Raw genomic sequence first — 22843 nt, 5'->3', positions numbered from 1 at the left:
CGGATGACGGCCAGCTGGAGCCCGACAACCCGTGAAACGGACGCTTTGCGGCGTCATGCCCATGTTCAGAAGTTGCAGAGGGTCGATGCGGTGTGGCCCTGGCTCGCTGACCGCCATGGGCTGATTGCCGCCGTCGATGCGCCCCATGCGGCGCATCCCGAACGCTTCAATTTCGGCGAACTGGCGGAGCGCATCGCCACCGCTGCCGCCGCCTTTCGGCGCCATGGCGTGAACGATGGCGATGTGGTGGCTCTGTTTGCTGAGAACAGCCCCCGCTGGCTGGTGGCGGATCAGGGCCTGATGCGTGCCGGTGCCGCTGATGCCGTGCGCGGTGCCTCGGCCCCGGTGGAGGAGCTGCGCTACATCCTTTCGGATTGCCGGGCGACGGCCCTGGTGGTGCAGAACGCTGATGTGTGGCGTCGTCTGGCCCTTCCCCCAGACCAAAGGGCTCAGCTGCGTTTCGTGCTTCAGCTGGAAGGGGAGCCTGCCGAGGGCGCCATGGGATGGGAGGCGTTTCTGGCGTCAGGGGCCGGCCTCGATCCAGTTGGCCCGGCGGGGGGGCGAGACGCCGTGGCCACTGTTCTGTACACCTCGGGCACGACCGGCCAACCCAAAGGGGTCCCGTTGACCCACGCCAACCTGCTGCATCAGATGAGCTCACTGGCCTGTGTGGCCTATCCCGAGCCCGGTGCTCCCGTGCTGAGTGTGTTGCCCATTTGGCATGCCTACGAGCGCAGTGCCAGCTACTTCTTCCTCTCCTGCGCCTGCACGCAGACCTACACAACCATCAAGCAACTGAAGAAGGATCTGCCGCGGGTCCGGCCGATCGCGATGGCCACCGTGCCGCGGCTGTGGGAGGCGGTTCAGGCTGGATTTGAGGATGTGCTCAAGACCTTCCCCCCCTCCCGGCAGCGCCTGCTGCGGGCGGCGTTGGCCAACAGCGCTGCCCAGCGCAAAGCCGTGCGCACGGCGCGCAACCTCCTGCTGGAACCGGTATCAGCGGCCGGCCGGCTGCGTGCCTGCGGCTCCGCGGCCCTGCGCTGGCCCCTGCATGCCCTGGCCTCGACCTTGATCTGGCCGAAGCTGCGTCGCCAGCTCAGTGGCGGTCAGCTCGCCTATCCGATCAGTGGTGGCGGTGCCATCGCGCCCCACATCGATGCCTTTTTTGAAGCCGTGGGGATTGAGCTGCTGGTGGGCTATGGCCTCACCGAAACCAGCCCTGTGGTGAGTTGCCGCAGGCCCTGGCGCAACATCCGCGGCAGCTCCGGGCTGCCGATGCCCCAGACCGAATTCCGGATCGTCGATCCCGACAACGGCCAGCCCCTGGGCTTCCGGCAACGGGGGCGGGTGATGGTGCGGGGCCCCCAGGTGATGGCGGGCTACCTCGGCAAACCCGAGGCCAGCGCCAAGGTTCTCGATGCCGCGGGATGGTTTGACACCGGCGATCTCGGCATGCTCCTGCCGGATGGTTCGGTGGCCCTTACCGGACGGGCCAAGGACACGATTGTGTTGAGCAGTGGCGAGAACATCGAGCCCGGCCCCCTGGAAGAGGCGCTGGTGGCCAGCCCCCTGATCGAGCAGGTGATGCTGGTGGGTCAGGACGAACGCCAGCTCGGTGGCCTGATCGTTCCCCGTGCTGAGGCGATCGTGGCCTGGGCGGCTGAAGCCGGCGTGAGCGTGGCGCAGGATCTGGGCGGCCAACCCGGTGATCCGGCTCTGCTGCGTTTGTTGATGCGCGAATGCAACCGCTTGCTCAAGCAGCGGTCGGGTTCCCGGGGTGATGAACGGCTGGCCGGGGTGGTGCTTGTGGATCCCTTCAGCATTGAGAACGGACTCCTGACCCAGACCCTGAAGCAGCGCCGTGATCGCATCACCAGCCGCGATCAGCAGTTGATCGATGGCCTTTACGGACGTTGACCGCGGCTGACGAGGCTTGGGGGGTGGACGGTTGTCCGGTGATTGACCCCACGTGAAAGGGCTGACACGCTTTGGCCGTCTCCCAAGAACCCATGTCCGACGGCACCTCCCTGACGATCAAGCGTCCGATCATCGTCCGCGCCGTCGTGACGCCCACCTGGAAAGAAGAAGCAGAGCGCGAGCTCAGCAATGGCATCGCCACCGCTGACCAACAGCTGGCTCAGCTGGAACAGGAAGGTCAGGACGTGGTGGACCAGGTGCGTCGTCAGAGCGCCAACCCCCTTGATCCCCGCGTGCAGGATCAGGTGGCGCAGATTCAACAGCAGGTGGCGGCCAAGCGCGCCGAGCTGGAGGAGCAGAAGCGCAACCTGCTTCAGCAGCAGGCCCAGGTGCGTGAGCTGCAGATGGACCAGATCGTTGAGCAGGGTCAGCTGGAGAGCAGCTGTGAGCTGAAGGTCGGCGACAACCTGGTGCAGAAGATGCAGGTGGCCATCGTTGTGAAGGATGGCGTTGTGCAGTCGATTGAGGAAGCCTGATCGGATTGCCTCTGCTGACTCGTAAACTCCCCTGATCTGCCCTCCCGGAGACGGTTTTGGCGACCACAGACATCTTCATGCCTGCCCTCAGCTCCACCATGACGGAGGGGAAGATCGTGGAGTGGCTGAAACAGCCCGGAGACAAGGTGGCTCGGGGCGAGTCGGTTCTTGTCGTTGAGTCCGACAAAGCGGACATGGACGTCGAGTCGTTCCAGGACGGCTACCTCGCAGCGGTCCTGATGCCTGCTGGCAGCACGGCACCGGTGGGCGAAACCATCGGTCTGATTGTCGAAACCGAGGCTGAGATCGCCGACGCGCAGGCCAAGGCCCCCAGCGCTCCTGCTGCGGCGCCCGCCCCTGCACCGGCTCCGGCGCCCACGCCAGCTGCGGTTCAGACCCCAGCTCCGACTCCTGCCCCGGCACCGGCACCGGCACCTGTTGCTGCCCCTGCACCATCGGCACCGGTGGTGAACGACGGCCGCATCGTGGCCAGCCCCCGGGCCAAAAAGCTGGCCTCCCAGATGGGTGTGGACCTGGCCACCGTGCGCGGAAGCGGCCCCCACGGCCGGATTCAGGCCGAAGACGTGGAGCAAGCCTCCGGCCAGCCCATCTCCGTGCCCCGGGTGGCGGAAGGAACGGCCCCCGCTGCTGCCTCGGCTGGCGCTGCAGCAGCAGCGGCCCCAGCAGCGCCTGCGGGCAACAGCTTTGGTCGGCCCGGCGAAACCGTGGCCTTCAACACCCTTCAGGGTGCTGTGAACAAAAACATGGAGGCGAGCCTGGCGGTTCCCTGCTTCCGCGTTGGTTACACAATCACCACCGACAAGCTGGATGCCTTCTACAAACAGGTGAAGCCCAAGGGCGTCACGATGACGGCGCTGCTGGCCAAGGCTGTGGCCGTCACCCTGGCGCGTCACCCCCAGGTGAATGCCGCTACCACCGCTGCCGGCATGACCTATCCAGCCGACGTGAACGTGGCTGTCGCAGTGGCGATGGAAGACGGTGGCTTGATCACGCCGGTGCTGCGCAATGCCGATCGCACCGATCTCTATGAGATGTCGCGTCAGTGGGGTGATCTGGTCAAGCGCTCCCGCAGCAAGCAGCTGCAGCCGGAGGAGTATTCCACGGGCACCTTCACCCTCTCCAACCTCGGCATGTTCGGTGTTGATCGCTTCGACGCGATCCTTCCCCCAGGCACCGGGGCCATTCTCGCCGTCGCTGCATCACGCCCCACGGTGGTCGCGAACAAGGACGGCTCCATCGCCGTCAAGCGTCAGATGCAGGTCAACCTGACGGCGGATCACCGCGTGATTTATGGCGCCGACGGTGCCGCATTCCTCAAGGATCTCGCCGATCTGATCGAGAACCGTCCAGAAAGCCTGGCGCTCTGATCGGTCGCCCGCGTGCCTGACCCCAGGGACCTGCAACTCAGCAGCTACGACTACCCGCTGCCGCCTGAGCGCATCGCTCAGGCACCGGTTGAGCCCCGCCACAGCGCTCGCTTGTTGATGGTCCCCCCCCAGGGGGAGCCATCAACGGATGCTGCTCACGGCCAGGTGTGGGATCTGCTCGAGCAGCTGCAGCCTGGTGATCTGCTGGTGGTGAACGACACTCGGGTGCTGAAGGCCCGCCTGGCGGTGCGGCGGTCCGGGGGCGGACTGTCCGAATTGCTGGTGCTGGAGCCGCAGGGGGAGGGCCGCTGGCTTTGCTTGGCCCGTCCTGCCAAGCGCATGCGGCCTGGGGACAGCCTCACGATTGATGGCACCTCGATCAGCCTGACGGTGCTTGCGGAAGACCCCGCCAGTGGTGGACGGGTGGTGCAGTTCCCCAGTGGTTGCAGGGATGCCGAAACCATTGAGGGTTTGCTCAATGACGTGGGCGAGGTGCCTCTACCGCCCTACATCGAACGGCACGACCCCAGCGACAGCCAGCGTTATCAGACCCGTTACGCCGATCGCCCCGGTGCGGTGGCCGCCCCGACGGCGGGATTGCACTTCAGTGATGAACTGTTGGCAGGTTTGCAGCAGAAAGGGGTGGATCTGGCCCGGATCACCCTGCATGTGGGCCTCGGCACATTTCGCCCCGTTGAAACGGAAGACCTCACCGCCTTGGAGTTGCACAGTGAATGGGTGGATGTCAGCCCTGCTGTGGTGGAGGCGGTGCAGGCTTGTCGAGGCCGGGTGATAGCGGTGGGCACCACGAGTGTTCGTGCCCTGGAGGGGGCCGCTCAAGTCCATGGTGGTGTTCTCAAGCCCTACACCGGGCCGGTGGATCTGGTGATTCAGCCGGGCTATCAGTTCAAGGTGATTCAAGCTCTGCTCACCAACTTCCATCTGCCCAAAAGCTCTCTGCTGCTGTTGGTGAGTGCCCTGATCGGCCGGGAAACCCTGTTGAAGCTCTACGCCGAAGCGATTGAAAGGAGCTATCGCTTCTTCTCCTACGGCGATGCCATGTGGATTGATGCAGCGGCGGTGCAGCCCCAGGCCCGCCCACCGGCACGCTGAGGCATCAACGGTTCACGGTGAGGCCATAAAAAAAGCCCCGTCAACGACGGGGCCAAGGCGTCTGGTGGAGCCAGCTCAGACAGCCACCGGTTGCTCGATGATGCCGGTCGGCACTTCAGCGAACATCACCGAGGAGAGGTAACGCTCGGCCAGGTCGGGCAGCACCACCACGATGGTTTTGCCGGCGTACTCATCTTTCTCGGCCAGACGAATGGCGGCTGCAGCGGCGGCACCGCAGGAGATGCCCACCAGCAGGCCTTCCTCTTGGGCCAGGCGCAGGGCCATGGCAACGGACTCCTCGTTGGTCACCTGCTCCACCTTGTCGACCACGGAGAGGTCGAGGTTCTGGGGGATGAAGCCGGCGCCGATGCCCTGGATTTTGTGGGGACCGGGTTTGACGGCTTCACCGTTCATGGTCTGGGTGATCACCGGGCTGTTGGTCGGTTCAACGGCCACGGATTCGATCGCCTTGCCCGCTTCATTCTTGATGTAACGGGAGACGCCGGTGATGGTGCCACCTGTGCCGACGCCGGCCACGAGCACGTCAATGGCGCCATCGCAGTCGTTCCAGATTTCAGGACCGGTGGTCTTGAAGTGGATTTCGGGGTTGGCGGGATTGTCGAACTGGCCAGGCATGAAGTACTTGGCCGGATCGCTCTCAGCGATTTCCTTGGCCTTGGCGATCGCACCGGGCATGCCTTTGGCGGCCTCGGTGAGGATCAGTTCAGCCCCGAGCACGGCCATGACCCGACGCCGCTCGATCGACATCGACTCGGGCATCGTCAGGATCAGCTTGTAACCGCGGGCCGCGGCGGTGAAGGCCAGAGCGATGCCGGTGTTGCCGGAGGTGGGCTCAACAATCACCTTGCCCTTGGTGAGCTTTCCGCTCTTTTCTGCGTCCCAGATCATGTTGGCGCCGATCCGGCACTTGACGCTGTAGGCGGGGTTGCGCCCCTCAACCTTGGCCAGCACAGTGGCCTTGCAGTTTTTGGTGACGTTGTTCAGCTTGACCAGCGGGGTGTTGCCGATGGCCTGGCTGTTGTCGTCGTAAATGCGGGACATGGAGCTGCTGTAGAGGGGCCCGAAGAAAACAAACTAATGATCAAAAGCCTCTCCTCACCCGGTTGTTAAGGGCTTTTTCAGAGTCTCACCGGACTCTTCGTCAGCAAATGCCTGCTCAAATCGCATCCACAGTGCCTCGGGTTCTTCAAGACCGACGGACACCCGGAGCAGATCAGCCGGCACACCGCATTGCTCCGCCCAGCTCAGTTCGTCGTAGTGGGCCAGCTGGGTGTAGGGGCACACCAGGCTGAAATCGGTGCCAAGGCTGGGGCCTTTGCTGATCCGAAGCGCGTCGTAAACCCGCTTGGAGTGCTCTTGGCCTCCCTTCAGTTCAAAGGAGAGCAGGCAGCCGTGGCCAGCTCCGCTGCGCATCAAGGCGCGGAAGTTGGGGCAGCTCTTTGGATGCAGCACCCGCTGCACGGCTGGATGGGCTTCGAGCCGTTCCGCCAGAAGCAGGGCGTTCGCATCGAGTTGCGGCACCCGCTGGAGCACATCCCGGCTGGCGATCTCCAGGGCGATGGCATCGGCATCGCTGAGAGGGGCGATGGCTGCAACCGCCGCCAGCAGGGAGGCTGCCCAGGGCGACTGCGGGCTCACCAGCACACTGCCAGCCATCACATCACCGCGGCCGGCGAAGCTCTTGGTGAGTGAGGTGAAGATCAGATCGGCGTAGGGCAGGGCATTGAGGTTGATGCCGGTGCCGATCGTGTCATCGGCAATCACTGGAATGCCGCGGCTGCGGGCCAGGGCCGACACGCCCGGCAGATCCATGCAGCGCAGCAGCGGATTGCTAGGCAGCTCCACAATCACGGCCGCCGGCTTGAGCTGATCCAGGGCCGCTTCCACCTCGGCGAGGCTCTGCGGTTGCAGGAGCTCACCGCCGTGAAACACCACCTGCGGCTGCTTCAGCACATCCACATAGGGGAAGCCCAGCTGCAGCGTGGGCTTCTCAGGTCGCAGCGTCTGGATGGCGCTGAGGGCCGCATACAGGCCGGCCATTCCCGCTGGATGCAGGCTGATCTGCTGGGCGTCGACGCCATGGATGGATGCCAGGCGCTGTCGAATCAGCTCGCGGGCCGCGTCGCCGGATGTCCTGCTGGGGGATGTCTCTTTCTCCAGGGCGATGGCGGCCTGGCGGGAGGAGAGGCCCAGGCCGGTGTGCTGCCAGAACGCTTTGGCATGGGGGCTCGCCGCTGCATCACTGCGCAGGCAGGTCAGCCCAGCAATGGCGATCAGCTCCGAGCGGCTCTTCGGTACCTTGCGTTGGCAGTGGGCCAGGGCTGCCTTGGCTGCCGCTTCGGTGGGGTAGGGCCAGACCGTGTTGCCTGCAAGCTCCGAAGGCTGAACCAGTTGTCGGATCAGCGGATGCAGGCCGAAGCGGGGATAGATCGTCTGCAGGGCATCGCGGCAGGCCGGATCCTTCTCCTCGTAGGCGACCACATCGCGCCAGCGCGGCAGCGCCACAGACACGGCATGGGGGGAGTCGGGCAGGGGATGGCCGAGATCAGAGCCCTGCCAGGCCGGATCGCTGAGCAAATTGCGAGGACTCACGCCAGCAGCTCCAGGGCCTGGTCCAGATCGGCCTGCAGATCGGCGAGGTCTTCGCAGCCCACCGAGAAGCGCACCAGGCCATCGTCGATGCCCAGCTTGGCCTTCACCTCGGCGGATACCGCCGCGTGGGTCATGGTGGCGGGGTGGCAGATCAGGCTTTCGATGCCGCCCAGGCTTTCGGCCATGGTGAACCAGCGCAGTTGTTTGCAGAGGGCATAGGTCTGCTCCTGGCTGGCGTTGAAGCTCACCGTCACGATGGCGCCACCGGCACGCATCTGACGGGTTGCCACCTGATGCTGCGGGTGATCACGGCGGTGGGGGTAACGCACCCAGTTCACCTTGGCGTGCCCCGCCAGCTGATCGGCCAGGGCTGCGGCATTGGCCATCTGCTGCTTGAGCCGCAGCGGCAGGGTCTTGATGCCCCGCGTGATCAGCCAGCAATCAAAGGGGGAGGGCTGCAGGCCGAGGGCCTTCTGGGAGAACACCATCTTCTGGTGCCACTCGGGATCGTTGGTGCATACGGCTCCACCGAGGGCATCGGAGTGGCCGTTGATGTATTTGGTCGTGCTGGTGAGCGAGAGGGTGGCGCCCAGCTCCAGGGGCCGCTGCACCAGGGCGGTGGCGAAGGTGTTGTCCACCACCACGGGGATGCCGAGGGGTTGGGTGATGGCGCAGACCGCCTGCAGGTCGATCACCTTGAGCAGAGGGTTGGTCGGGCTCTCCAGCCACACCATCGCCGGCTTCTGGGCTTGGATCCGCTCCAGTGCGGCCGGCTGGGTGAAGTCCACCCACGCGGTTTTCAGGCCGAACTTGGCAAACACCTGCTCGAACAGCCGCACGGTGCAGCCGTAGAGGTTCTCTTCGCAGAGCACTAGATCGCCCTGCTTCAGCTGGGAGACCACGGCGGTGATGGCGCTGACGCCGGAGGCGAAGACGGTGGCGTGGGCGCAGCCTTCAACCGAAGCGAGCACCCCATCAAGGATGCGGAAGTTGGGGTTGCCGGAACGGGTGTAATCAAATCCGCCAGCGTTGCCATGGGCAAAGGTGCTGGTGGGGAAGATCGGCGGCATCACCGTGCCGGTGTCTCCCGCAAAGCTGTCGCCGTGGTGGATCACCCGGGTGTTCAGGCCTGTGTTCACGGACGATCCATCGATTCGGACAGGCTAAGAAATCGCCTCTCCCATCCCAATAAAAAACCCCCACCGTGTGGCGAGGGTTGATGACGATCGTTTGGGTTGAACCGGTAGATCAGTCGAGGTCGGGCATGCCGAGCACAGGCTCAGCCTTGCGGTCGATGCCTTTCTCGAATCCAGCAGCAGCAGCGCGAGCGCGGCCGGCGTGCCAGAGGTGACCAACCAGGAAGAAGAAGGCGAGCACGAACTGCGTTGCACCCAGCCACTGGCGGAGGTTCACGTAGTTCACCGAGTTGGGTTCGGTGATGATGCCGCCCACGGAGTTGATCGAGGCGTTGGGAGCGTGGGTCATGTACTCAGCCGCACGGCGAACTTGCCAGGGCTGAATGTCGTTCTGCAGCTTGTCGAGGCTGAGACCGTTGGGGCCACGCAGGGGCTCCAGCCAGGGACCACGGAAGTCCCAGAAGCGCATGGTTTCACCGCCGAAGATGATTTCACCGGTGGGTGAGCGCATCAGGTACTTACCAAGGCCGGTGGGGCCCATGGCGGAACCGATGTTGGCGCCGAGGCGCTGGTCACGCACCAGGAAGGTGAAGCTCTGAGCCTGGGATGCCTCAGCGTTGGTGGGGCCCCAGAACTCGGAGGGATAAGCGGTGTTGTTGAACCAGATGTAGGCCGAAGCGATGAAGCTCATGAAGCTCAGAGCGCCAAGGCTGTAGCTCAGGTAGGCCTCACCGTTCCAGATGAAGGCGCGACGCACCCAGCCGAAGGGCTTGGTGATGGCGTGCCAGATGCCACCGAAGATCAGGGTCAGACCCAGCCAGATGTGGCCACCGATGATGTCCTCCATGGAGTTCACACCGATGATCCAGCCCTCGCCACCGAAGGGAGCGCGGAACAGGTAACCGAAGATCACGCCAGGATCGAGGGTCGGGTTGGTGATCATGCGGACGTCACCGCCGCCGGGGGCCCAGGTGTCGTAGACGCCGCCGAAGAACATGGCCTTGAAGACCAGCAGCAGGCAGCCGACGCCCAGAAGGATGAGGTGATAACCAATGATGTTGGTCATCTGGTTCTTGTCACGCCAGTCCTGGGAGAAGAAGGAGGAATAGTTCTCCAGGATCTCAGGACCACGCAGGGCGTGATAAAGGCCGCCGAGGCCGAGCACGGCGGAGCTGATCAGGTGCAGGACACCGACCACGAAGAAGGGGAAAAGATCAGTGACCTCACCGCCGGGCCCCACGCCGTAGCCAAGGGTGGCGACGTGGGGCATACAGATGAAGCCCTGCTCGTACATGGGCTTGTCGTAGGTGAAGTGGCTCACCTCGAACAGCATCATGGCGCCGGCCCAGAAGACCATCAGACCAGCGTGGGCCACGTGGGCACCAAGCAGACGGCCGGACAGGTTGATCAGGCGGGCGTTGCCGGACCACCAGGCATACCCGGTGGAGGGAAGGTCTTTGCCGCCAGTGGCGCCAAGACCGGGATTAGAGAGCGTTACCACGGGGCAGAACCTCTTCAGGGAAGACGAAGTTTTCGTGCGGCTGGTCAGCCGGTGCCATCCAGGCACGCAGACCTTCATTCAGAAGGATGTTCTTGGTGTAGAAGGTCTCGAATTCGGGATCTTCTGCAGCACGGATTTCCTGGGACACGAAGTCATAGGCGCGCAGGTTGAGGGCCAAGCCGATGATGCCGATGGAGCTGGTCCACAGGCCCATCACAGGCACGAACAGCATGAAGAAGTGCAGCCAGCGCTTGTTGGAGAAGGCGATACCGAAGATCTGACTCCAGAAGCGGTTGGCAGTGACCATGGAATAGGTCTCTTCTTCCTGGGTGGGCTCGAACGCCTTGAAGGTGTTGGCCTGCTCACCGTCCTCAAACAGGGTGTTTTCCACGGTGGCGCCGTGAATGGCGCAGAGGAGTGCACCGCCGAGGATGCCGGCGACGCCCATCATGTGGAAGGGGTTCAGGGTCCAGTTGTGGAAGCCCTGGAGGAAGAGAAGGAAGCGGAAGATCGCAGCCACCCCGAAGGAGGGCGCGAAGAACCAGCTGCTCTGGCCGAGGGGGTACATCAGGAAGACGCTGACGAACACCGCGATCGGACCGGAGAAGGCGATGGCGTTGTAGGGGCGGATGCCGACCAGACGAGCGATTTCGAACTGACGGAGCATGAAGCCGATCAGTGCGAAGGCGCCGTGCAGGGCCACGAAGGCCCAAAGGCCGCCGAGCTGACACCAGCGAACGAAGTCGCCCTGGGCTTCAGGGCCCCAGAGCAGCAGCAGGCTGTGACCCATCGCATCAGCGGGGGTGGACACAGCAGCGGTAAGGAAGTTGCAACCTTCCAGGTACGAGGAGGCAATGCCGTGGGTGTACCAGGAGGTGACAAAGGTGGTGCCTGTCAGCCAGCCACCGATGGCCAGGTAGGCCGTTGGGAGAAGAAGGATGCCGGACCAGCCGACAAAAACGAAGCGGTCGCGCTTGAGCCAGTCATCGAGGACGTCAAACCATCCCCGCTGTGGCGCGCGTCCTACAGCGATCGTCATGAGAGGTGAACGGTGCGGAAAGCCGCAGGCTGTGGGATACGCCGCGACCTTAACAATCTTCACGCGACCTGCGGGGCTGATTTGCGTGAGCTGAAACGCCCTGTATCGCTCTGTTTCTTAGGGATTTTTTCCTATTTCGTCGTCGGGGCCTTTCTGCGGTCACAATGGCGCTTCGTTCTGGCTGGGTCATGTCCGCAGCAGTGCTCGAGCAACCCGTGCTCGGCTCCCGTCGTCTCTCGAATTTTCTAGTGGCTTCGGCCGTCACGATTGGGGGCGTGGGCTTCCTTCTGGCTTCGCTCTCGAGCTACCTCGGTCGCGATCTGGTTCCCATCGGGCACCCTGCAGCTCTGGTGTTCGTGCCCCAGGGACTGGTGATGGGCTTGTACAGCCTGGCTGCGGCGTTGCTGGCCACCTACCTCTGGTATGTGATCGCTGTGAACGTTGGTGGCGGCAGCAATCGCTTCGATAAAGATGCCGGCGTAGTGACCATCAGCCGCCGTGGTTTCCGCAAACCCGTTCTGGTGGAAATTCCGCTCAAAGATGTCAAGGCGGTGAAGGTGGAGGTGCGCGATGGCTTCAATGCGCGCCGCCGCGTCGCCCTGAGAATCCAGGGACGCCGTGACATGCCGCTCACCCGCGTTGGTGAACCGCTTCCTCTGGCGCAGTTGGAGAAGGACGGTGCTGAACTGGCCCGCTTCCTTGGCGTCAACCTTGAGGGTCTTTGATCCGATGCGTCGTCTTCGTTCTTGGGCGCTGTTTCTGCTCATCCCGTTGTTGGTGAGTTGCAGCCCTTCCCCGCGCGCTTCGGTGGTGACTGGTTGTGCTGATGCTCAGGCGGCCTGCCTGCAGGGCCTGGCCACCGTCACCATGCAGACGAGCCAGGGCGAGTTCACGATTGAAGTGAACGGCGATGCCGCTCCCCTCACCTCCGGCAATTTCATCGATCTGGTGCGGCGCGGCACCTACGACGGAACCATGTTCCACCGCGTTGTTCGCGAGCCCGTTCCCTTTGTGGTGCAAGGGGGTGATCCGCAATCCAGTGATCGATCGATCCCCCTGGGACAGCTCGGTACCGGCAGTTTTGTGGATCCCGACAACGGCCAGGCGCGGATGATCCCGCTTGAGATCAAGTTCCGATCCGAGCCGCAGCCCCGCTACAGCAGGGTGAGCACCAATCCGGCAGAACTTGATGGCCTGGAGTTGACCCATGAGCGTGGAGCGGTGGCCATGGCCCGCTCCCAGGCTCCTGATTCCGCCAGCGCCCAGTTCTATGTGGCCTTGCGTCCCTTGCCGGAACTCGACGGACGTTATGCCGTCTTCGGCAGTGTGGTGGACGGCATGGAGGTGGTGGATGCGATCCAGCAAGGAGACCGCATCACCAAGGCTGCGATCACGCAGTAACTCAGGCCGGCACCCGGCTTTGGCTGGGAGACACCTTGAGCATTTCGGTGTTCACGCCTGAGGCCCGCTCCAGGGCCACCTTGCCGGTGCGTGCGATTTCGAGAATGCCGAAGGGGGCCATCAACCGTTCAAGGGCCACCAGCTTTCCGGGATCCCCCACCACTTCCAGGGTCAGGGCTTCATCGGCCACGTCCACAACCTTGGCCCTGAACACCTGAACGAGTTCGATCACGGCGCCCCGGGATGCCGCCGGTGCTGAAACTTTGAGCAGCATCAGCTCCCGTTCCACGGCTGGGCGCTGGGTCAGGTCGAGGACCTGAAGAACATTCACCAGCTTGTCCAACTGTTTGGTCATCTGCTGGAGCGTCTGGTCATCGCCCTCCACCACCATGGTCAGGCGCGATTGCCCTTCGGCCTCTGCTGGGCCGACAGCCAGGCTGTCGATGTTGAAGCCGCGTCGGGCGAAGAGTCCTGCGATCCGGCTGAGTGCGCCGGATTCGTCTTCAACCACCACCGAAAGGGTGTGTTTCATCGCCGCTGGTCGTCCCCTGCCGGTCTGGTCCTCCCAAGTTACGGTCCAGCCAGGGCAACAACACAGCCAGGAAGCGATCAGGCGCTTCGTCATGGGGGCAGTGGCCGCAGCGATCCAGAACCCTCAGCTCGAGTTCTGGGTGGCTGGCGGCCACGGATTCCCCGATGGCCAGGGGCACAAACCGATCCTGACGGCCCCAGATCAGCAGCATGGGCACCCGCAGTTGCTCGAGCAGGGCTGGGGCGGTGGCGCCTCGGGGACGGTTGGCCATGCCCAGGCTCATGCCCCGCAGGGCCCGGGCTGCTGTAGAGCGCCGGGCCGGACGGGCGATCAACTGCAGCAGCTCCGGGTCGGATTGGATTGACTGCCAGTAAGCACCCTGAAGCCCGGCTTTGAGCAGGCCCGTGCGCGCGATCAAGGGCACCACAAGTTCAAGCGGGAGCACGTGCAGGACCAGGGCGAGCAGGCGCCGCTGCCAACGCCGCCGCCAGGGCGCCCGCCGTTTCGGCAACGGTTGAATCAGGGCAGGGTCCGGCAGGGGCGCGGCGACCACCGCCCGCACCCGGTTCGGCGCCAGCACCGCCGCGGTGAGTGCGGTCAGGCCCCCCAGCGAATTGCCGATCACCACCGCTGGCCCTTGCACCACCTGATCGAGGAAGGCGCACACCTGCAGGGCCCAGAGCCGGTTGTCCATCGGCCGCGCCGGCTGGGCGGATTGACCGAAACCCAGCAGGTCCAGGCTGTAGACCCTCCAGCCCTGGTCAGCCAGGCGCGGCGCGCAGTGGCGCCAGTGTCCGCTGGCGGCGCCGAAACCGTGCAACAGCAGCAGGGCAGGGCCCGCTTCAGGGCCGCGGACCCGCCAGTGGCAGGGCCAGCCCCTCCACTGCCAGGTGCTCTGGACACCCCACTCGGCAGTCTGGACAGCAGCAGGCGGCACCCTTCTGACCTCAACCGATCATCACTATCGCGAAGGTTTGGCTGAACTCAGCCTTGGCCCAGGCTTTTTCAGGCCTGAGTCGCGTCCGGCCCGGGACCTTTCGGTGTTACTGGCCCGTCACCAGAGCCTCCACGCCACGCGTCCCCTGCGCTGGCTGGATCTAATGGCGGGTTGCGGGATCAGGGCCCTGCGCTGGGGGTTGGAGGCGCTGGCCAACCCGGCCGTTGAAACGGAGCTCTGGATCAACGATGGGGATCCCGACCGGCTGCCGCTGATCCAGGCCAATGCGGCGGGGCTGGGGTGTTCAACCCGGCTCACGGCTGAGGCTGCAGACCTGCTGCTGCATCGCTCGATTGTTGAGCGCCACTGGTTCGATTTCATCGACCTTGATGCCTTTGGTGCTCCTGGGCCTCTGATTCAGCTGGCCCTTCAGGCTCTGCGTTTCGACGGCCTGTTGTTTCTGGCCTCCACGGATGGTCGCTCCCCCACCGGCCATGACCGGCCAGGCGCCATCCGCAGCCTCGGGGCTGCCGCTCGCGCCCATCCCTCCAGCTGGGAAATGGCCCTGCGGCAGCAGATCGGGCTGGTGGCGCGGCAGGCCTGGATGCTCGGCCGTGGACTGCAGCCGCTGTTCAGCTTCAGTGAAGGCCGCACCTTTCGCCTCGCCCTGCGCCTGCGGCGTCAGATCCCCGCGGGCGATGAACAGAAGCTGGGGCTGGTGGCCCGTTGTGAACGCTGCGGAGCCCAGCGGGTGCAGCCCCTGCTCAAGCTCAGCGGCTGGCCCGCCTGTGATTGCGTGGCTGGGCGGGGGCGCTGGAGCATCAGCGGCCCGCTGTGGATCGGTCCCTTGCAGGAGCCGAAGTTGTTGCAGCAGCTGATTGCCGAGGCTCAACAGCTGGGGCGTCAGCAGATCAGCCCTGCCACGCTTCGATTAATGCAGCGCCTGCAGGCGGATCCCGGCGATCGCCCCACGGTCTGGCCCACCGATGAGCTGGCTCGGCGGCTGGGCATCGGTGGACCACCAGCTCTGGGGCCATTGGTGCAGGCGCTCCAGGCGGCGGGTTATCGCGCCAGTGCCAGTGGCGTCATGCCTGGCCAGGTGCGAACAGATGCGGAATTACCGCAGCTGTTACAGATCTGCGCCAGCCTGCGGGGGGAAGGGATTTAAATGGGCGGGTGATCGTTTTGCCCAGACCATGGCTGCTGAGATTTTTGGAACTGCTGCGATCTTCTGGGTCTTGATTCCCGTCGGCCTCGCTGGTGGTGCTCTGCTGCTGAAACTGCAAGGCGACGACTGAAGCAGTCGCTTTGGAACTGGGGCCATTAGGCTCCACCCTTCGTGAGGAAGGCGCCGATGCAAGTGCTTGTGGTGGGTGGCACCGGCACCCTGGGACGACAGATCGCCCGTCGTGCCCTTGACGCCGGCCACCAGGTGCGCTGCATGGTGCGGACCCCCCGCAAGGCTGCCTTTCTGCAGGAATGGGGTTGTGAGCTGACCCGGGGTGACCTGTTGGAGCCCGACAGCCTCGATTACGCCCTCGAGGGCATGGATGCCGTGATCGATGCATCCACCAGTCGCCCCAACGACCCCCGCAGCATCTACGAAACGGATTGGGACGGAAAGCTCAACCTGCTTCGTGCCTGTGAGCGGGCAGAGGTGAAGCGTTTTGTCTTTCTCTCGCTTCTGGGCGCCCATCAGCACCGCGAAGTTCCCTTGATGGACATCAAAGCCTGCACGGAGAAGCTGCTGGAGTCGTCTGATTTCGACTACACGATCCTGCAGGGTGCCGCCTTCATGCAGGGGGTGATCAGTCAGTTCGCCATTCCTGTTCTGGAGAGCCAGACGGTGTGGGTCAGTGGCAGCCCCACGGCCATTGCCTACATGAACACCCAGGACATGGCCCGCTTCGCCGTTGCGGCGCTCGAGCGGGAGGAAACCGTGCGTGGCACCTACCCCGTTGTTGGCCCCAAGGCCTGGAACACCGGCGAACTGGTGCAGCTCTGTGAGCGCTGCAGTGGCAAGACAGCCCGCGTGTTTCGTGTGCAGCCCGTCCTGATGAACCTGATGCAGGGGGTGGCCTCCTTCTTTGAACCCGCCGTCAACGTGGCGGAGCGCTTGGCTTTTGCTGAGGTCACCGGCAGCGGTCAGACCCTGGATGCCCCCATGCAGAACAGCTACGCCGCCTTCGGTCTTGAGGCCTCGGAGACCACGGACATGGAGGCCTACATCGGTGAGTACTACGACACGATCCTGAAGCGCCTGCGCGAGATGGAAGCCGATCTCGACAAGGACGCGAAGAAAAAGCTGCCTTTCTGAACCTTGATCCCTCTTGGTTCTTTTGTACTATCGCCTCAATTGCTCTTGTTCTGATGGCTGTCGCTCAGCTCAAAAATCTGCAGCGGCGTCTGCAGTTGTTGTCAGATGAGGCGGAACAAGGCCTCAATCGCGTCTGTGGCCATGAGTTGTGGAAGTCGGTGGGCCCTGATGCGGTGGATGGTGTGGAGGACCCCGATCGACGGGCTGAGGCCAACTACTGGTACGGCCAGTGGAATGTGGTGCGTGAGCTGCAGGAGTCGATCGGTTGATGGCGGAACCGTGTTGTTCGTCCCCAGTGCCCCAGTCGCTGGATCAAACTCAGGCGGTGGAAGCCCGCTACGGGGCTGCGGCCCAAGAGCAGGAAGCCTGCCTTTGCACTCCGGTCGGCTTCGACCCTGCCCTGCTGAAGGTGATTCCTGATGCAGTCGTTGAACGGGATTACGGCTGTGGTGACCCCACCCGCTGGGTGAAGCAAGGGGACCGCGTGCTGGACCTGGGCAGCGGTAGCGGAAAAAACGCCTTCATCTGCAGCCAAATTGTCGGTGCATCCGGCCGTGTGACCGGTGTGGACCGCAACGCCGACATGCTGGCCTTGTCGCGTCAAGCGATCCCGGTTGTTGCTTCAGCCGTGGGTTTCGACAACGTCCGTTTTGTTGATGGGGCCATCGAAGCCCTGGATGCCCCCACGGCCACAGGTGAACCCCTGATCGCAGACGGTTCGATCGATGTGGTGCTGAGCAACTGTGTGCTCAACCTGGTGAACCCATCAGCACGCGACAGGCTCCTGGCCAACATTCGCCGGGTCCTGGCCCCCGGTGGTCGCGTTGCCATCAGCGACATTGTTTGCGATCAGGTGGTGCCCCTGCATTTGCAGCAGGACCCTGATCTCTGGAGTGGCTGCATCAGCGGTGCTTGGCAGGAGCAGGCCTTCCTGGAGGCCTTCGAAGCTCTTGGCTTTGAGCAGGTTCGCTACGCCGATCTCAGTGAGCAGCCCTGGCGTGTGGTGGAGGGCATTGAATTCCGGGCGGTCACCCTCGTCGGTGCCCTCCCCGCCGATGTCCTCCCCGCTGAGCACCAGTCCTTGAGCTGCTGCTGATCAGCCGGTTGAGCCGTTCCTGTTCAGCCGCAGTCACCACTCGCCAACTGCCGGGTTGAAGGTCCGTGAGGTCCAGCGGGGGACCGTTGTCCATCAGATCGATGCAGCAGCGCACCAGACGCAACGTCGGCAGGCCAACGGCCGCCGTCATCCGGCGCACCTGTCGGTTGCGCCCCTCGGTGAGGGACAGCAGCAACCAACTGGTGGGAATCGCAGCGCGATAACGAATCGGAGGTGTTCGTTCGGCCAACTGCGGTTGGTCTTGGTCCTGAAGCCAGCGCGCCTTCGCCGGCAAGGTGCGGCGCCCCTGAACGACAACGCCATCGCAGAGCTGTTGCAGTTGAGTGGCGTTGGGAGTGCCTTCCACCTGCGCCCAGTAGCTGCGCCAATGGCCAAAGCGAGGGTCAGTGAGGTGCTGTTGCAAACGGCCGTTGCTGGTGAGGATCAGCAACCCTTCGCTGTCGGCATCGAGTCGGCCCGCGGCATACACATGGGGCACATCAACAAAGTCGCTCAGGCAACGCCAGCGGCTTCCCTCCTCCGGCGTGAATTGACTCAAAACCCCGTAGGGCTTGTTCAGCAGCAGCGTCGTCAAGTCAGCTTGCGTTTTCGCGCATCCTCCACAGGTTGACCACGCCAATGGAGATCAATAGCAGGCCGAGATCCAGGCTCAACGGGGGGAGAATCACGGCAGGGGGATGTGTGTCAGCGTTGGAGCCTAAGGGCTGTGTTGTCTCTGCGGGGTGCAAGTGGCCTTCTAAACTGGCTGCAGCAAGACAGAACTGGCCACCAGCGCATGATCGAAACCTCGGGCGTGATCGAGAAGGAACAGGGCAACGGGTTCTATCTGGTCACCCTCGAGCAGCCTGCTGGCCACCAATGCCTCTGCAGAGCCGCTGGAAAGCTCACCAAGTTCCGGATCAAATTGCTCGCTGGTGACAAGGTGCTGGTGGAGATCAGCCCCTACGACCTCACCCGCGGCCGCATCACCTACCGCGAGCGCAATGCCGGTGCTCCCGGCGGTCGTCCCGGCGGCAACCGCCCCGGCGGACCGCGCCGTCGTTGAGGGCTGTCGCCCTCAGGCAGCAGCCTGAAGGCAAGCTTCAATCGCAGCTTTGAATTCGCTGCGCTGCTTCACGCCGCGCCACTGCTTCACCATGGCCTTGTTGTGGAACAGCTGCACCGTGGGTGTGCCGTTCACTCCGGCCTGTTCAGCAATCTCCTGATCGGCTTCGATGTCGATCACAACGGCTTGGGCGGATCCATCCAGTTGTTCGATCACCCGCTTGAGCTGAGGCTTGAGCACGTGGCAGGGGCCGCAGCTGGGTGAGGTGTAGATCACCAGCAAAGGATTGGCGCTGTCGTGATAGAGCTTGCGCAGGGCAAAGCTTCCTTTTTGCCAAAGCCCTTGGGGGTTGTAGGTGGCTTCCGTGGTGACATCCACATTCACCGGGCGTTCCGCCACCGCCGGCTCCACCTGCTCACGCTGCACCCGGGTGGCCAGGTTGTGGTGACTCAGCCAGCGCTCCGCTGCCAAGGCCGCCTTGCAGCCGCTGCCAGCTGCGGTGATGCCCTGTCGCCATTCGGCATCGGCCACATCGCCGGCCGCGAAAACGCCTTCCATGGACGTTTCCGGTCGTCCGGGTTGCGTTGTCAGGTAACCCTTGTCGTCCAGATCGATTTGCCCCCGAAGTAGATCGGTGTTGGGGGTGTGGCCGATGGCATAGAAGAGCCCCTTAACGGCGATGGTGGATGAACTGGCCTCGATGCGATTGCGCAGGGTCATCGACTGCATCCAGTCGTCTCCGCTTACGTCCTCGATTTCGCTGTTCCAGTGCACCGTGATCGCGTCGTTGGCCAACACCCGATCAGCCATCGCGGCACTGGCGCGGAGCTTGTCGGAGCGCACCACCAGATGCACATGGCTTCCGTACTTGGTGAGGTACACCGCCTCCTCGCAGGCGGAGTCGCCGCCGCCCACCACGGCGAGTTCCTCATTGCGGAACTGCGGTGTGGCGCCGTCACAGATCGCACAGGCGCTGATGCCTTTGCTCCAGAAGGTTTGCTCTAAGGGAAGTTGGAGGCGGTTGGCACTGGCGCCGGTGGCGATCACCAGGGCGTGGGTGCGGATGGTCTGTCCCTCGACCTCAATGCGGTAGGGCTTGGAGCTCAGATCAATGCTGTCGGCATCTGCTTCCAGCAGGTGGGTGCCCCAACGCACCGCCTGGGACTTCATAAGGTCCATCAGGTCGGGCCCGAGCACACCATCAGGGAAGCCCGGAAAATTCTCCACATGGGTGGTGGTCATCAGCTGGCCACCGGGGATTCCACCGCGTTGGAACCCAGTGATCAGCAGCGGTTGAAGGTTGGCCCGTGCTGCGTAGATGGCGGCTGTGTACCCGGCTGGCCCCGATCCAACGATGACCAGGTTTTCGATGTGATCCGTACCGGGTTGACCCACCGCTTAAGCGAACTGACTATGAGTAAAATCTAAAGCCCTGTTGGAAGCCGACGCGAGTAAAGACTTGGGAATGAATGAGTGAGGCTTAGAAGAATTTAAGAAAATCTTCAGATTTCAACTTGTGAGTCGTTGGAGCTGGGGTCGTGAATCGGACGCCGTTTGCTCGGGTTGCGCGGAACCGCCAAAACATTGGCCTCAAGCATCTCCACGTTTTCGCCGATGCATGTGATCCATTCGCAGAATTCTTGAGTTATCGCATAACTGTCTTCATAGCGCTCTTCCTTGTCCAGGACTGCGATGCGCGTGGATGCCCAGCCCGTTGCAACGACGATCCGGCGTTCCATTGCGGCGTCCATGACTGTCTCCTCGATGTTGATCAGGTTGGCGGATCGGAGGTCCCTTTCGGCCGTCCGTTCGCACAAATTCGCATTTTCCTCTGGCCAATGCTGTGCTCAGCGCTGCAAAAAAGCGGGCAATTCGGGCGTTTTCAGCCGGATCACAGCGCCGGCTCCGTCCTCCACCGCTTCCAGGGGAAGGCTCGGTCCGCGCCAGGCGCCAACCCCCGGCTGCTCGTCTTCGGCCACCTGCTCCTGAGGCCGCAGCACGTAGGGCTCAGCCACCGACCATGAGCGGGCGTAGTCCATCAGCAGTGGGTCTGCTGGAGCAAACACGTAGGAGGCTTCCCTGGGAATGGCTTCACGGGCGGCCAGTTCCGGCGTCATCCGCACAGCCCGGGTGATGCCCTGCACAAAACGGCTCCGGGTCACCACGGTGGTCAGGTAGGCCACCACCCGCAGACGTGGCGCATCAAAGCCTTCCGCGCACATGTCGATGCTCACCAGCCAATCGGCGTCACCGCTTTGGAAGGCGTTCAAGCGCTCCGTTGCTTGGGGGCTCTGGGAATGGATCAACTCCACCCGGTTGCCGTCGTCCATCAACACCCGGCTGATGGCTTCGGCGTGGCTGATGTCGCGGGCGATGACAAGACCAGCAGCCTGCGGTTGTCGCTCACGCAACTGGTTCAGCTTCTGCTGGGCACGCAGCAGCACCTGCTGGCCAATGCTGCTGCTGTCGGCCAGGCGAATGGCGCGACGCAGGTTTCGCGCGCGCCAGCTTTCCCGTTGCTCCGCCGAGAGGGGGGAAACGTCGCGGTCGGGTTGGCCTTCGCGGCTGTGTTCCACCCAGCCGTCCTGAAAACGGAACTCCAGGGGGCGCACATCCCCTGCGGCGATCAAGTCCCTGGGTTCAACGCAGAGATCCGGTCGGATCTGCTCAACCCAACCGCCGTCATCGAGCCGCACCCGCATGCGCCGGGCGGCGCAGAACGCCAGGTTGTCGGCACGAAAGGGGGTGCCCGTGAGCCCCAGGCGCAGCCGCACGCTGCCGGTCAGCTCCAGAAAGGTCTGCCCCCAGGCGGTGGCATCCGGTTCGTCGGGATCAACGCCGAGATGGTGGGCCTCATCGGCGATCGCCATGCAGGAGCTCAGGCCCCATTGCTCGAGCCGTGCCCCCAAAGCCTCGCGCTGGCGACCGGCCCCCTGATAGGTCACCAACAATCCATCAGCGTCCTGGCTTTTCTCCAGCGGGCAGGGCCACTCCTCCAGCCGCAAGCCAAGACGCGCCGCGGCGGACTTCCACTGATTGAGGATTGAGCTCCGGTGGCAGAAGACCAGGAAATGGTCCAGCCGGCCCTGATCGCGCATGGCGCGGAATCCCAGCAACGCTCCGAGGGTTTTGCCTGCCCCGGGGCCGGCAAACACCAGCAGGTCGCGGCTGCTGCCCTCGAGCTCGAGCCTGCGCCGCAGCAGCTGGATCAGCTGTTGCTGCCACTGCCTTGGTTGAACGTGCCTTGGTCGAACTGGTCTTGGTTGCCCCTGGCCGGCTTGGGCCTCGTTCGTGGTCTGCCTGGCCGGGAGGTTGAAGCTGACGGCAGAGATATCACCTCCCGGGAAGATGAGTCTTTTTAACCATTCCTTTGCGCCGTGGCATCTCTACCGTCCGGCCATCAGCTCCATCGGGATCGGGTCCCGCCCATCGCCATGGCCCAACGTCGTTTCTTCAGCAGCCCCCTCGATCAGCAGCGCGACCAGCTCGATGGCTGCTGGCAACTCGAATGCGACATCGATCCGTTGATTCTTCGGGCCCGCGTCCTGCACCGCCGCGGAGAGGTGAACGGGGCCGCCGGCCTCGAACAGGAAGTGCTGCCGATCGTCTGATCCGGCAGCACGTCTTGGATCATCAGCGCTTGCTGTAGATCGCCTGCTTCAGAGCGCTTCGGCGTGGTTAACCACCAGGTGCTCCACCTCCTTCAAGGCCTCCTCCGAGGCGGAGCGAGCTGCCGTGAAATCCCCCTTGGCGGTGTCCAGCAGCTGCTGAGCGAGCCGATCCAGCAGCTCCTCTTTGTGCTCCTCAAGCATCGCCACGATCTCGGTCTCCACCAAGGTGCGCACCGCCTGAATGCGCAGGTCGTCGTTTTCGGCCTCCGCGAAGGTGCCCTGCACGAGTTCCTGGATGAACAGGCGGTGCACTTCGCTGCTGCGCAGGAAGCTTTCGGTGGCGTTGATCATCCCGTCCACCAGGGTGCGATCGGGTTCACTCTCGCCGTCGTTGAGCTTGAACTCCCAGTCGAGATGGCGTCGCTGCCAGCCGGCCGTGTGCAGGCTCGGCATCACGCTTTGCGAAAAGGTGTCGACGGAGATTTCATAAATCCGCTCCGCCAGTCGTTCACACCAGTCTTTGCCGTGCAACTGGAGGGTGGACTGCATGGTTTCCCGTTCAACGGCATGGCCACCGTGGTGGCTGTGGCAGAGGCCATCGGGACACTCGATTGCGCTGAGACCCATGGGGAGCACAGAG

The 22843-nt window shown here is 63.7% G+C and carries 25 protein-coding genes; 13 read left to right on the top strand and 12 right to left on the bottom strand.

From position 1 onward, the window contains the following. The first annotated feature begins 3 nt into the window (after positions 1-3). The 4 genes from SynTAK9802_RS09365 to queA all read left to right on the top strand — a co-directional run bounded on the left by SynTAK9802_RS09365 (position 4) and on the right by queA (position 4954). Positions 4-1917 carry an AMP-binding protein gene (locus SynTAK9802_RS09365; protein WP_186495869.1) on the top strand — a complete coding sequence of 638 codons (1914 nt, stop codon included), beginning with the start codon at positions 4-6 and terminating at the stop codon, positions 1915-1917. Between the two features lie 92 nt (positions 1918-2009). Beyond that, entirely contained in the window at positions 2010-2453 is a 444-nt protein-coding gene (locus SynTAK9802_RS09360; protein WP_186495868.1) for a YlqD family protein, read from the top strand. A 56-nt stretch (positions 2454-2509) separates the two neighbouring features. After that, a complete protein-coding gene (locus SynTAK9802_RS09355) occupies positions 2510-3841 on the top strand; it encodes a dihydrolipoamide acetyltransferase family protein (protein ID WP_186495867.1) in 1332 nt (443 codons plus the stop codon). Positions 3842-3853: 12 nt separating this feature from the next. Further along, a complete protein-coding gene (queA, locus tag SynTAK9802_RS09350; RefSeq protein ID WP_186495866.1) occupies positions 3854-4954 on the top strand; it encodes a tRNA preQ1(34) S-adenosylmethionine ribosyltransferase-isomerase QueA in 1101 nt (366 codons plus the stop codon). 75 nt (positions 4955-5029) lie between these two features. On the opposite strand, the gene cysK is transcribed toward queA, so the two are convergent. The 5 genes from cysK to psbD form a co-directional block, all read right to left on the bottom strand. After that, a complete protein-coding gene (gene cysK / locus SynTAK9802_RS09345; RefSeq protein WP_006850945.1) occupies positions 5030-6016 on the bottom strand; it encodes a cysteine synthase A in 987 nt (328 codons plus the stop codon). Between the two features lie 54 nt (positions 6017-6070). Beyond that, the gene (locus SynTAK9802_RS09340) at positions 6071-7567 is read right to left on the bottom strand and encodes a PLP-dependent transferase (RefSeq protein ID WP_186495865.1); all 1497 of its coding nucleotides are present in this window, start codon (positions 7565-7567) and stop codon (positions 6071-6073) included. After that, positions 7564-8706 carry a PLP-dependent aspartate aminotransferase family protein gene (locus SynTAK9802_RS09335; RefSeq protein ID WP_186495864.1) on the bottom strand — a complete coding sequence of 381 codons (1143 nt, stop codon included), beginning with the start codon at positions 8704-8706 and terminating at the stop codon, positions 7564-7566. Before SynTAK9802_RS09335 ends, SynTAK9802_RS09340 begins: the two co-directional genes overlap by 4 nt. Before the next feature lie 109 nt (positions 8707-8815). Beyond that, a complete protein-coding gene (psbC, locus tag SynTAK9802_RS09330) occupies positions 8816-10204 on the bottom strand; it encodes a photosystem II reaction center protein CP43 (protein WP_186495863.1) in 1389 nt (462 codons plus the stop codon). Continuing rightward, the gene (psbD, locus tag SynTAK9802_RS09325; RefSeq protein ID WP_006851499.1) at positions 10188-11243 is read right to left on the bottom strand and encodes a photosystem II D2 protein (photosystem q(a) protein); all 1056 of its coding nucleotides are present in this window, start codon (positions 11241-11243) and stop codon (positions 10188-10190) included. Before psbD ends, psbC begins: the two co-directional genes overlap by 17 nt. A 188-nt stretch (positions 11244-11431) precedes the next feature. Here psbD and SynTAK9802_RS09320 point away from each other — a divergent pair, with 188 nt between their 5' ends. Next, positions 11432-11968, top strand: coding sequence for a photosystem I assembly protein Ycf4 (locus tag SynTAK9802_RS09320; protein ID WP_025362460.1), 537 nt, complete (start codon positions 11432-11434; stop codon positions 11966-11968). Between the two features lie 4 nt (positions 11969-11972). Next, the gene (locus tag SynTAK9802_RS09315) at positions 11973-12644 is read left to right on the top strand and encodes a peptidylprolyl isomerase (protein ID WP_186495862.1); all 672 of its coding nucleotides are present in this window, start codon (positions 11973-11975) and stop codon (positions 12642-12644) included. Between the two features lies 1 nt (position 12645). Here the strand turns inward: SynTAK9802_RS09315 and ilvN are convergent, their stop codons facing one another. Together ilvN and SynTAK9802_RS09305 are read right to left on the bottom strand one after the other, a co-directional pair. Then, on the bottom strand, positions 12646-13176 hold the full coding sequence (ilvN, locus tag SynTAK9802_RS09310; RefSeq protein ID WP_011364939.1) for an acetolactate synthase small subunit: 531 nt from the start codon (positions 13174-13176) through the stop codon (positions 12646-12648). Continuing rightward, entirely contained in the window at positions 13148-14113 is a 966-nt protein-coding gene (locus SynTAK9802_RS09305; RefSeq protein ID WP_186495861.1) for an alpha/beta fold hydrolase, read from the bottom strand. Before SynTAK9802_RS09305 ends, ilvN begins: the two co-directional genes overlap by 29 nt. A 37-nt stretch (positions 14114-14150) precedes the next feature. On the opposite strand from SynTAK9802_RS09305, the gene SynTAK9802_RS09300 reads away from it, so the two are divergent. The 5 genes from SynTAK9802_RS09300 to SynTAK9802_RS09280 are packed head-to-tail and all read left to right on the top strand — an operon-like array spanning position 14151 to position 17526. Beyond that, a complete protein-coding gene (locus SynTAK9802_RS09300; protein ID WP_186495860.1) occupies positions 14151-15281 on the top strand; it encodes a N2,N2-dimethylguanosine tRNA methyltransferase in 1131 nt (376 codons plus the stop codon). A gap of 28 nt (positions 15282-15309) precedes the next feature. After that, the gene (petM, locus tag SynTAK9802_RS09295; protein WP_011364936.1) at positions 15310-15411 is read left to right on the top strand and encodes a cytochrome b6-f complex subunit PetM; all 102 of its coding nucleotides are present in this window, start codon (positions 15310-15312) and stop codon (positions 15409-15411) included. A 56-nt stretch (positions 15412-15467) separates the two neighbouring features. Further along, positions 15468-16430, top strand: coding sequence for an NAD(P)H-binding protein (locus tag SynTAK9802_RS09290; protein WP_186495859.1), 963 nt, complete (start codon positions 15468-15470; stop codon positions 16428-16430). A 53-nt stretch (positions 16431-16483) separates the two neighbouring features. After that, positions 16484-16699: a hypothetical protein gene (locus SynTAK9802_RS09285; protein WP_186495858.1), complete on the top strand. Its 216-nt coding sequence runs from the start codon at positions 16484-16486 to the stop codon at positions 16697-16699. Then, positions 16699-17526, top strand: coding sequence for a methyltransferase domain-containing protein (locus SynTAK9802_RS09280; protein WP_186495857.1), 828 nt, complete (start codon positions 16699-16701; stop codon positions 17524-17526). Before SynTAK9802_RS09285 ends, SynTAK9802_RS09280 begins: the two co-directional genes overlap by 1 nt. On the opposite strand, the gene SynTAK9802_RS09275 is transcribed toward SynTAK9802_RS09280, so the two are convergent. Continuing rightward, positions 17459-18121 (bottom strand): pseudouridine synthase, encoded by a 663-nt coding sequence (locus tag SynTAK9802_RS09275; RefSeq protein WP_255487743.1) that lies wholly within the window; start codon positions 18119-18121, stop codon positions 17459-17461. The genes SynTAK9802_RS09280 and SynTAK9802_RS09275 overlap by 68 nt on opposite strands. Positions 18122-18322: 201 nt before the next feature. On the opposite strand from SynTAK9802_RS09275, the gene infA reads away from it, so the two are divergent. Next, positions 18323-18592, top strand: coding sequence for a translation initiation factor IF-1 (gene infA / locus SynTAK9802_RS09270; RefSeq protein ID WP_006041809.1), 270 nt, complete (start codon positions 18323-18325; stop codon positions 18590-18592). Between the two features lie 12 nt (positions 18593-18604). On the opposite strand, the gene trxB is transcribed toward infA, so the two are convergent. The 3 genes from trxB to SynTAK9802_RS09255 form a co-directional block, all read right to left on the bottom strand. Next, positions 18605-19987 (bottom strand): thioredoxin-disulfide reductase, encoded by a 1383-nt coding sequence (gene trxB / locus SynTAK9802_RS09265; protein ID WP_186495855.1) that lies wholly within the window; start codon positions 19985-19987, stop codon positions 18605-18607. 107 nt (positions 19988-20094) lie between these two features. Beyond that, positions 20095-20343, bottom strand: coding sequence for a hypothetical protein (locus SynTAK9802_RS09260; protein WP_186493679.1), 249 nt, complete (start codon positions 20341-20343; stop codon positions 20095-20097). Between the two features lie 96 nt (positions 20344-20439). Then, the gene (locus tag SynTAK9802_RS09255) at positions 20440-21924 is read right to left on the bottom strand and encodes a DEAD/DEAH box helicase (RefSeq protein ID WP_370586394.1); all 1485 of its coding nucleotides are present in this window, start codon (positions 21922-21924) and stop codon (positions 20440-20442) included. A gap of 102 nt (positions 21925-22026) precedes the next feature. On the opposite strand from SynTAK9802_RS09255, the gene SynTAK9802_RS09250 reads away from it, so the two are divergent. Then, positions 22027-22203: a hypothetical protein gene (locus tag SynTAK9802_RS09250; protein WP_186495854.1), complete on the top strand. Its 177-nt coding sequence runs from the start codon at positions 22027-22029 to the stop codon at positions 22201-22203. Positions 22204-22251: 48 nt separating this feature from the next. Here the strand turns inward: SynTAK9802_RS09250 and SynTAK9802_RS09245 are convergent, their stop codons facing one another. Further along, positions 22252-22830, bottom strand: coding sequence for an EF-1 guanine nucleotide exchange domain-containing protein (locus SynTAK9802_RS09245; RefSeq protein ID WP_115008613.1), 579 nt, complete (start codon positions 22828-22830; stop codon positions 22252-22254). Positions 22831-22843 lie beyond the last annotated feature (13 nt).

Origin of the sequence: Synechococcus sp. TAK9802 (assembly GCF_014279535.1) — a bacterium.
Lineage (GTDB): Bacteria > Cyanobacteriota > Cyanobacteriia > PCC-6307 > Cyanobiaceae > Parasynechococcus.
The sequence above is the reverse complement of the archived record's forward strand: the minus strand, read 5'-3'. Positions and strand labels throughout refer to the sequence as shown.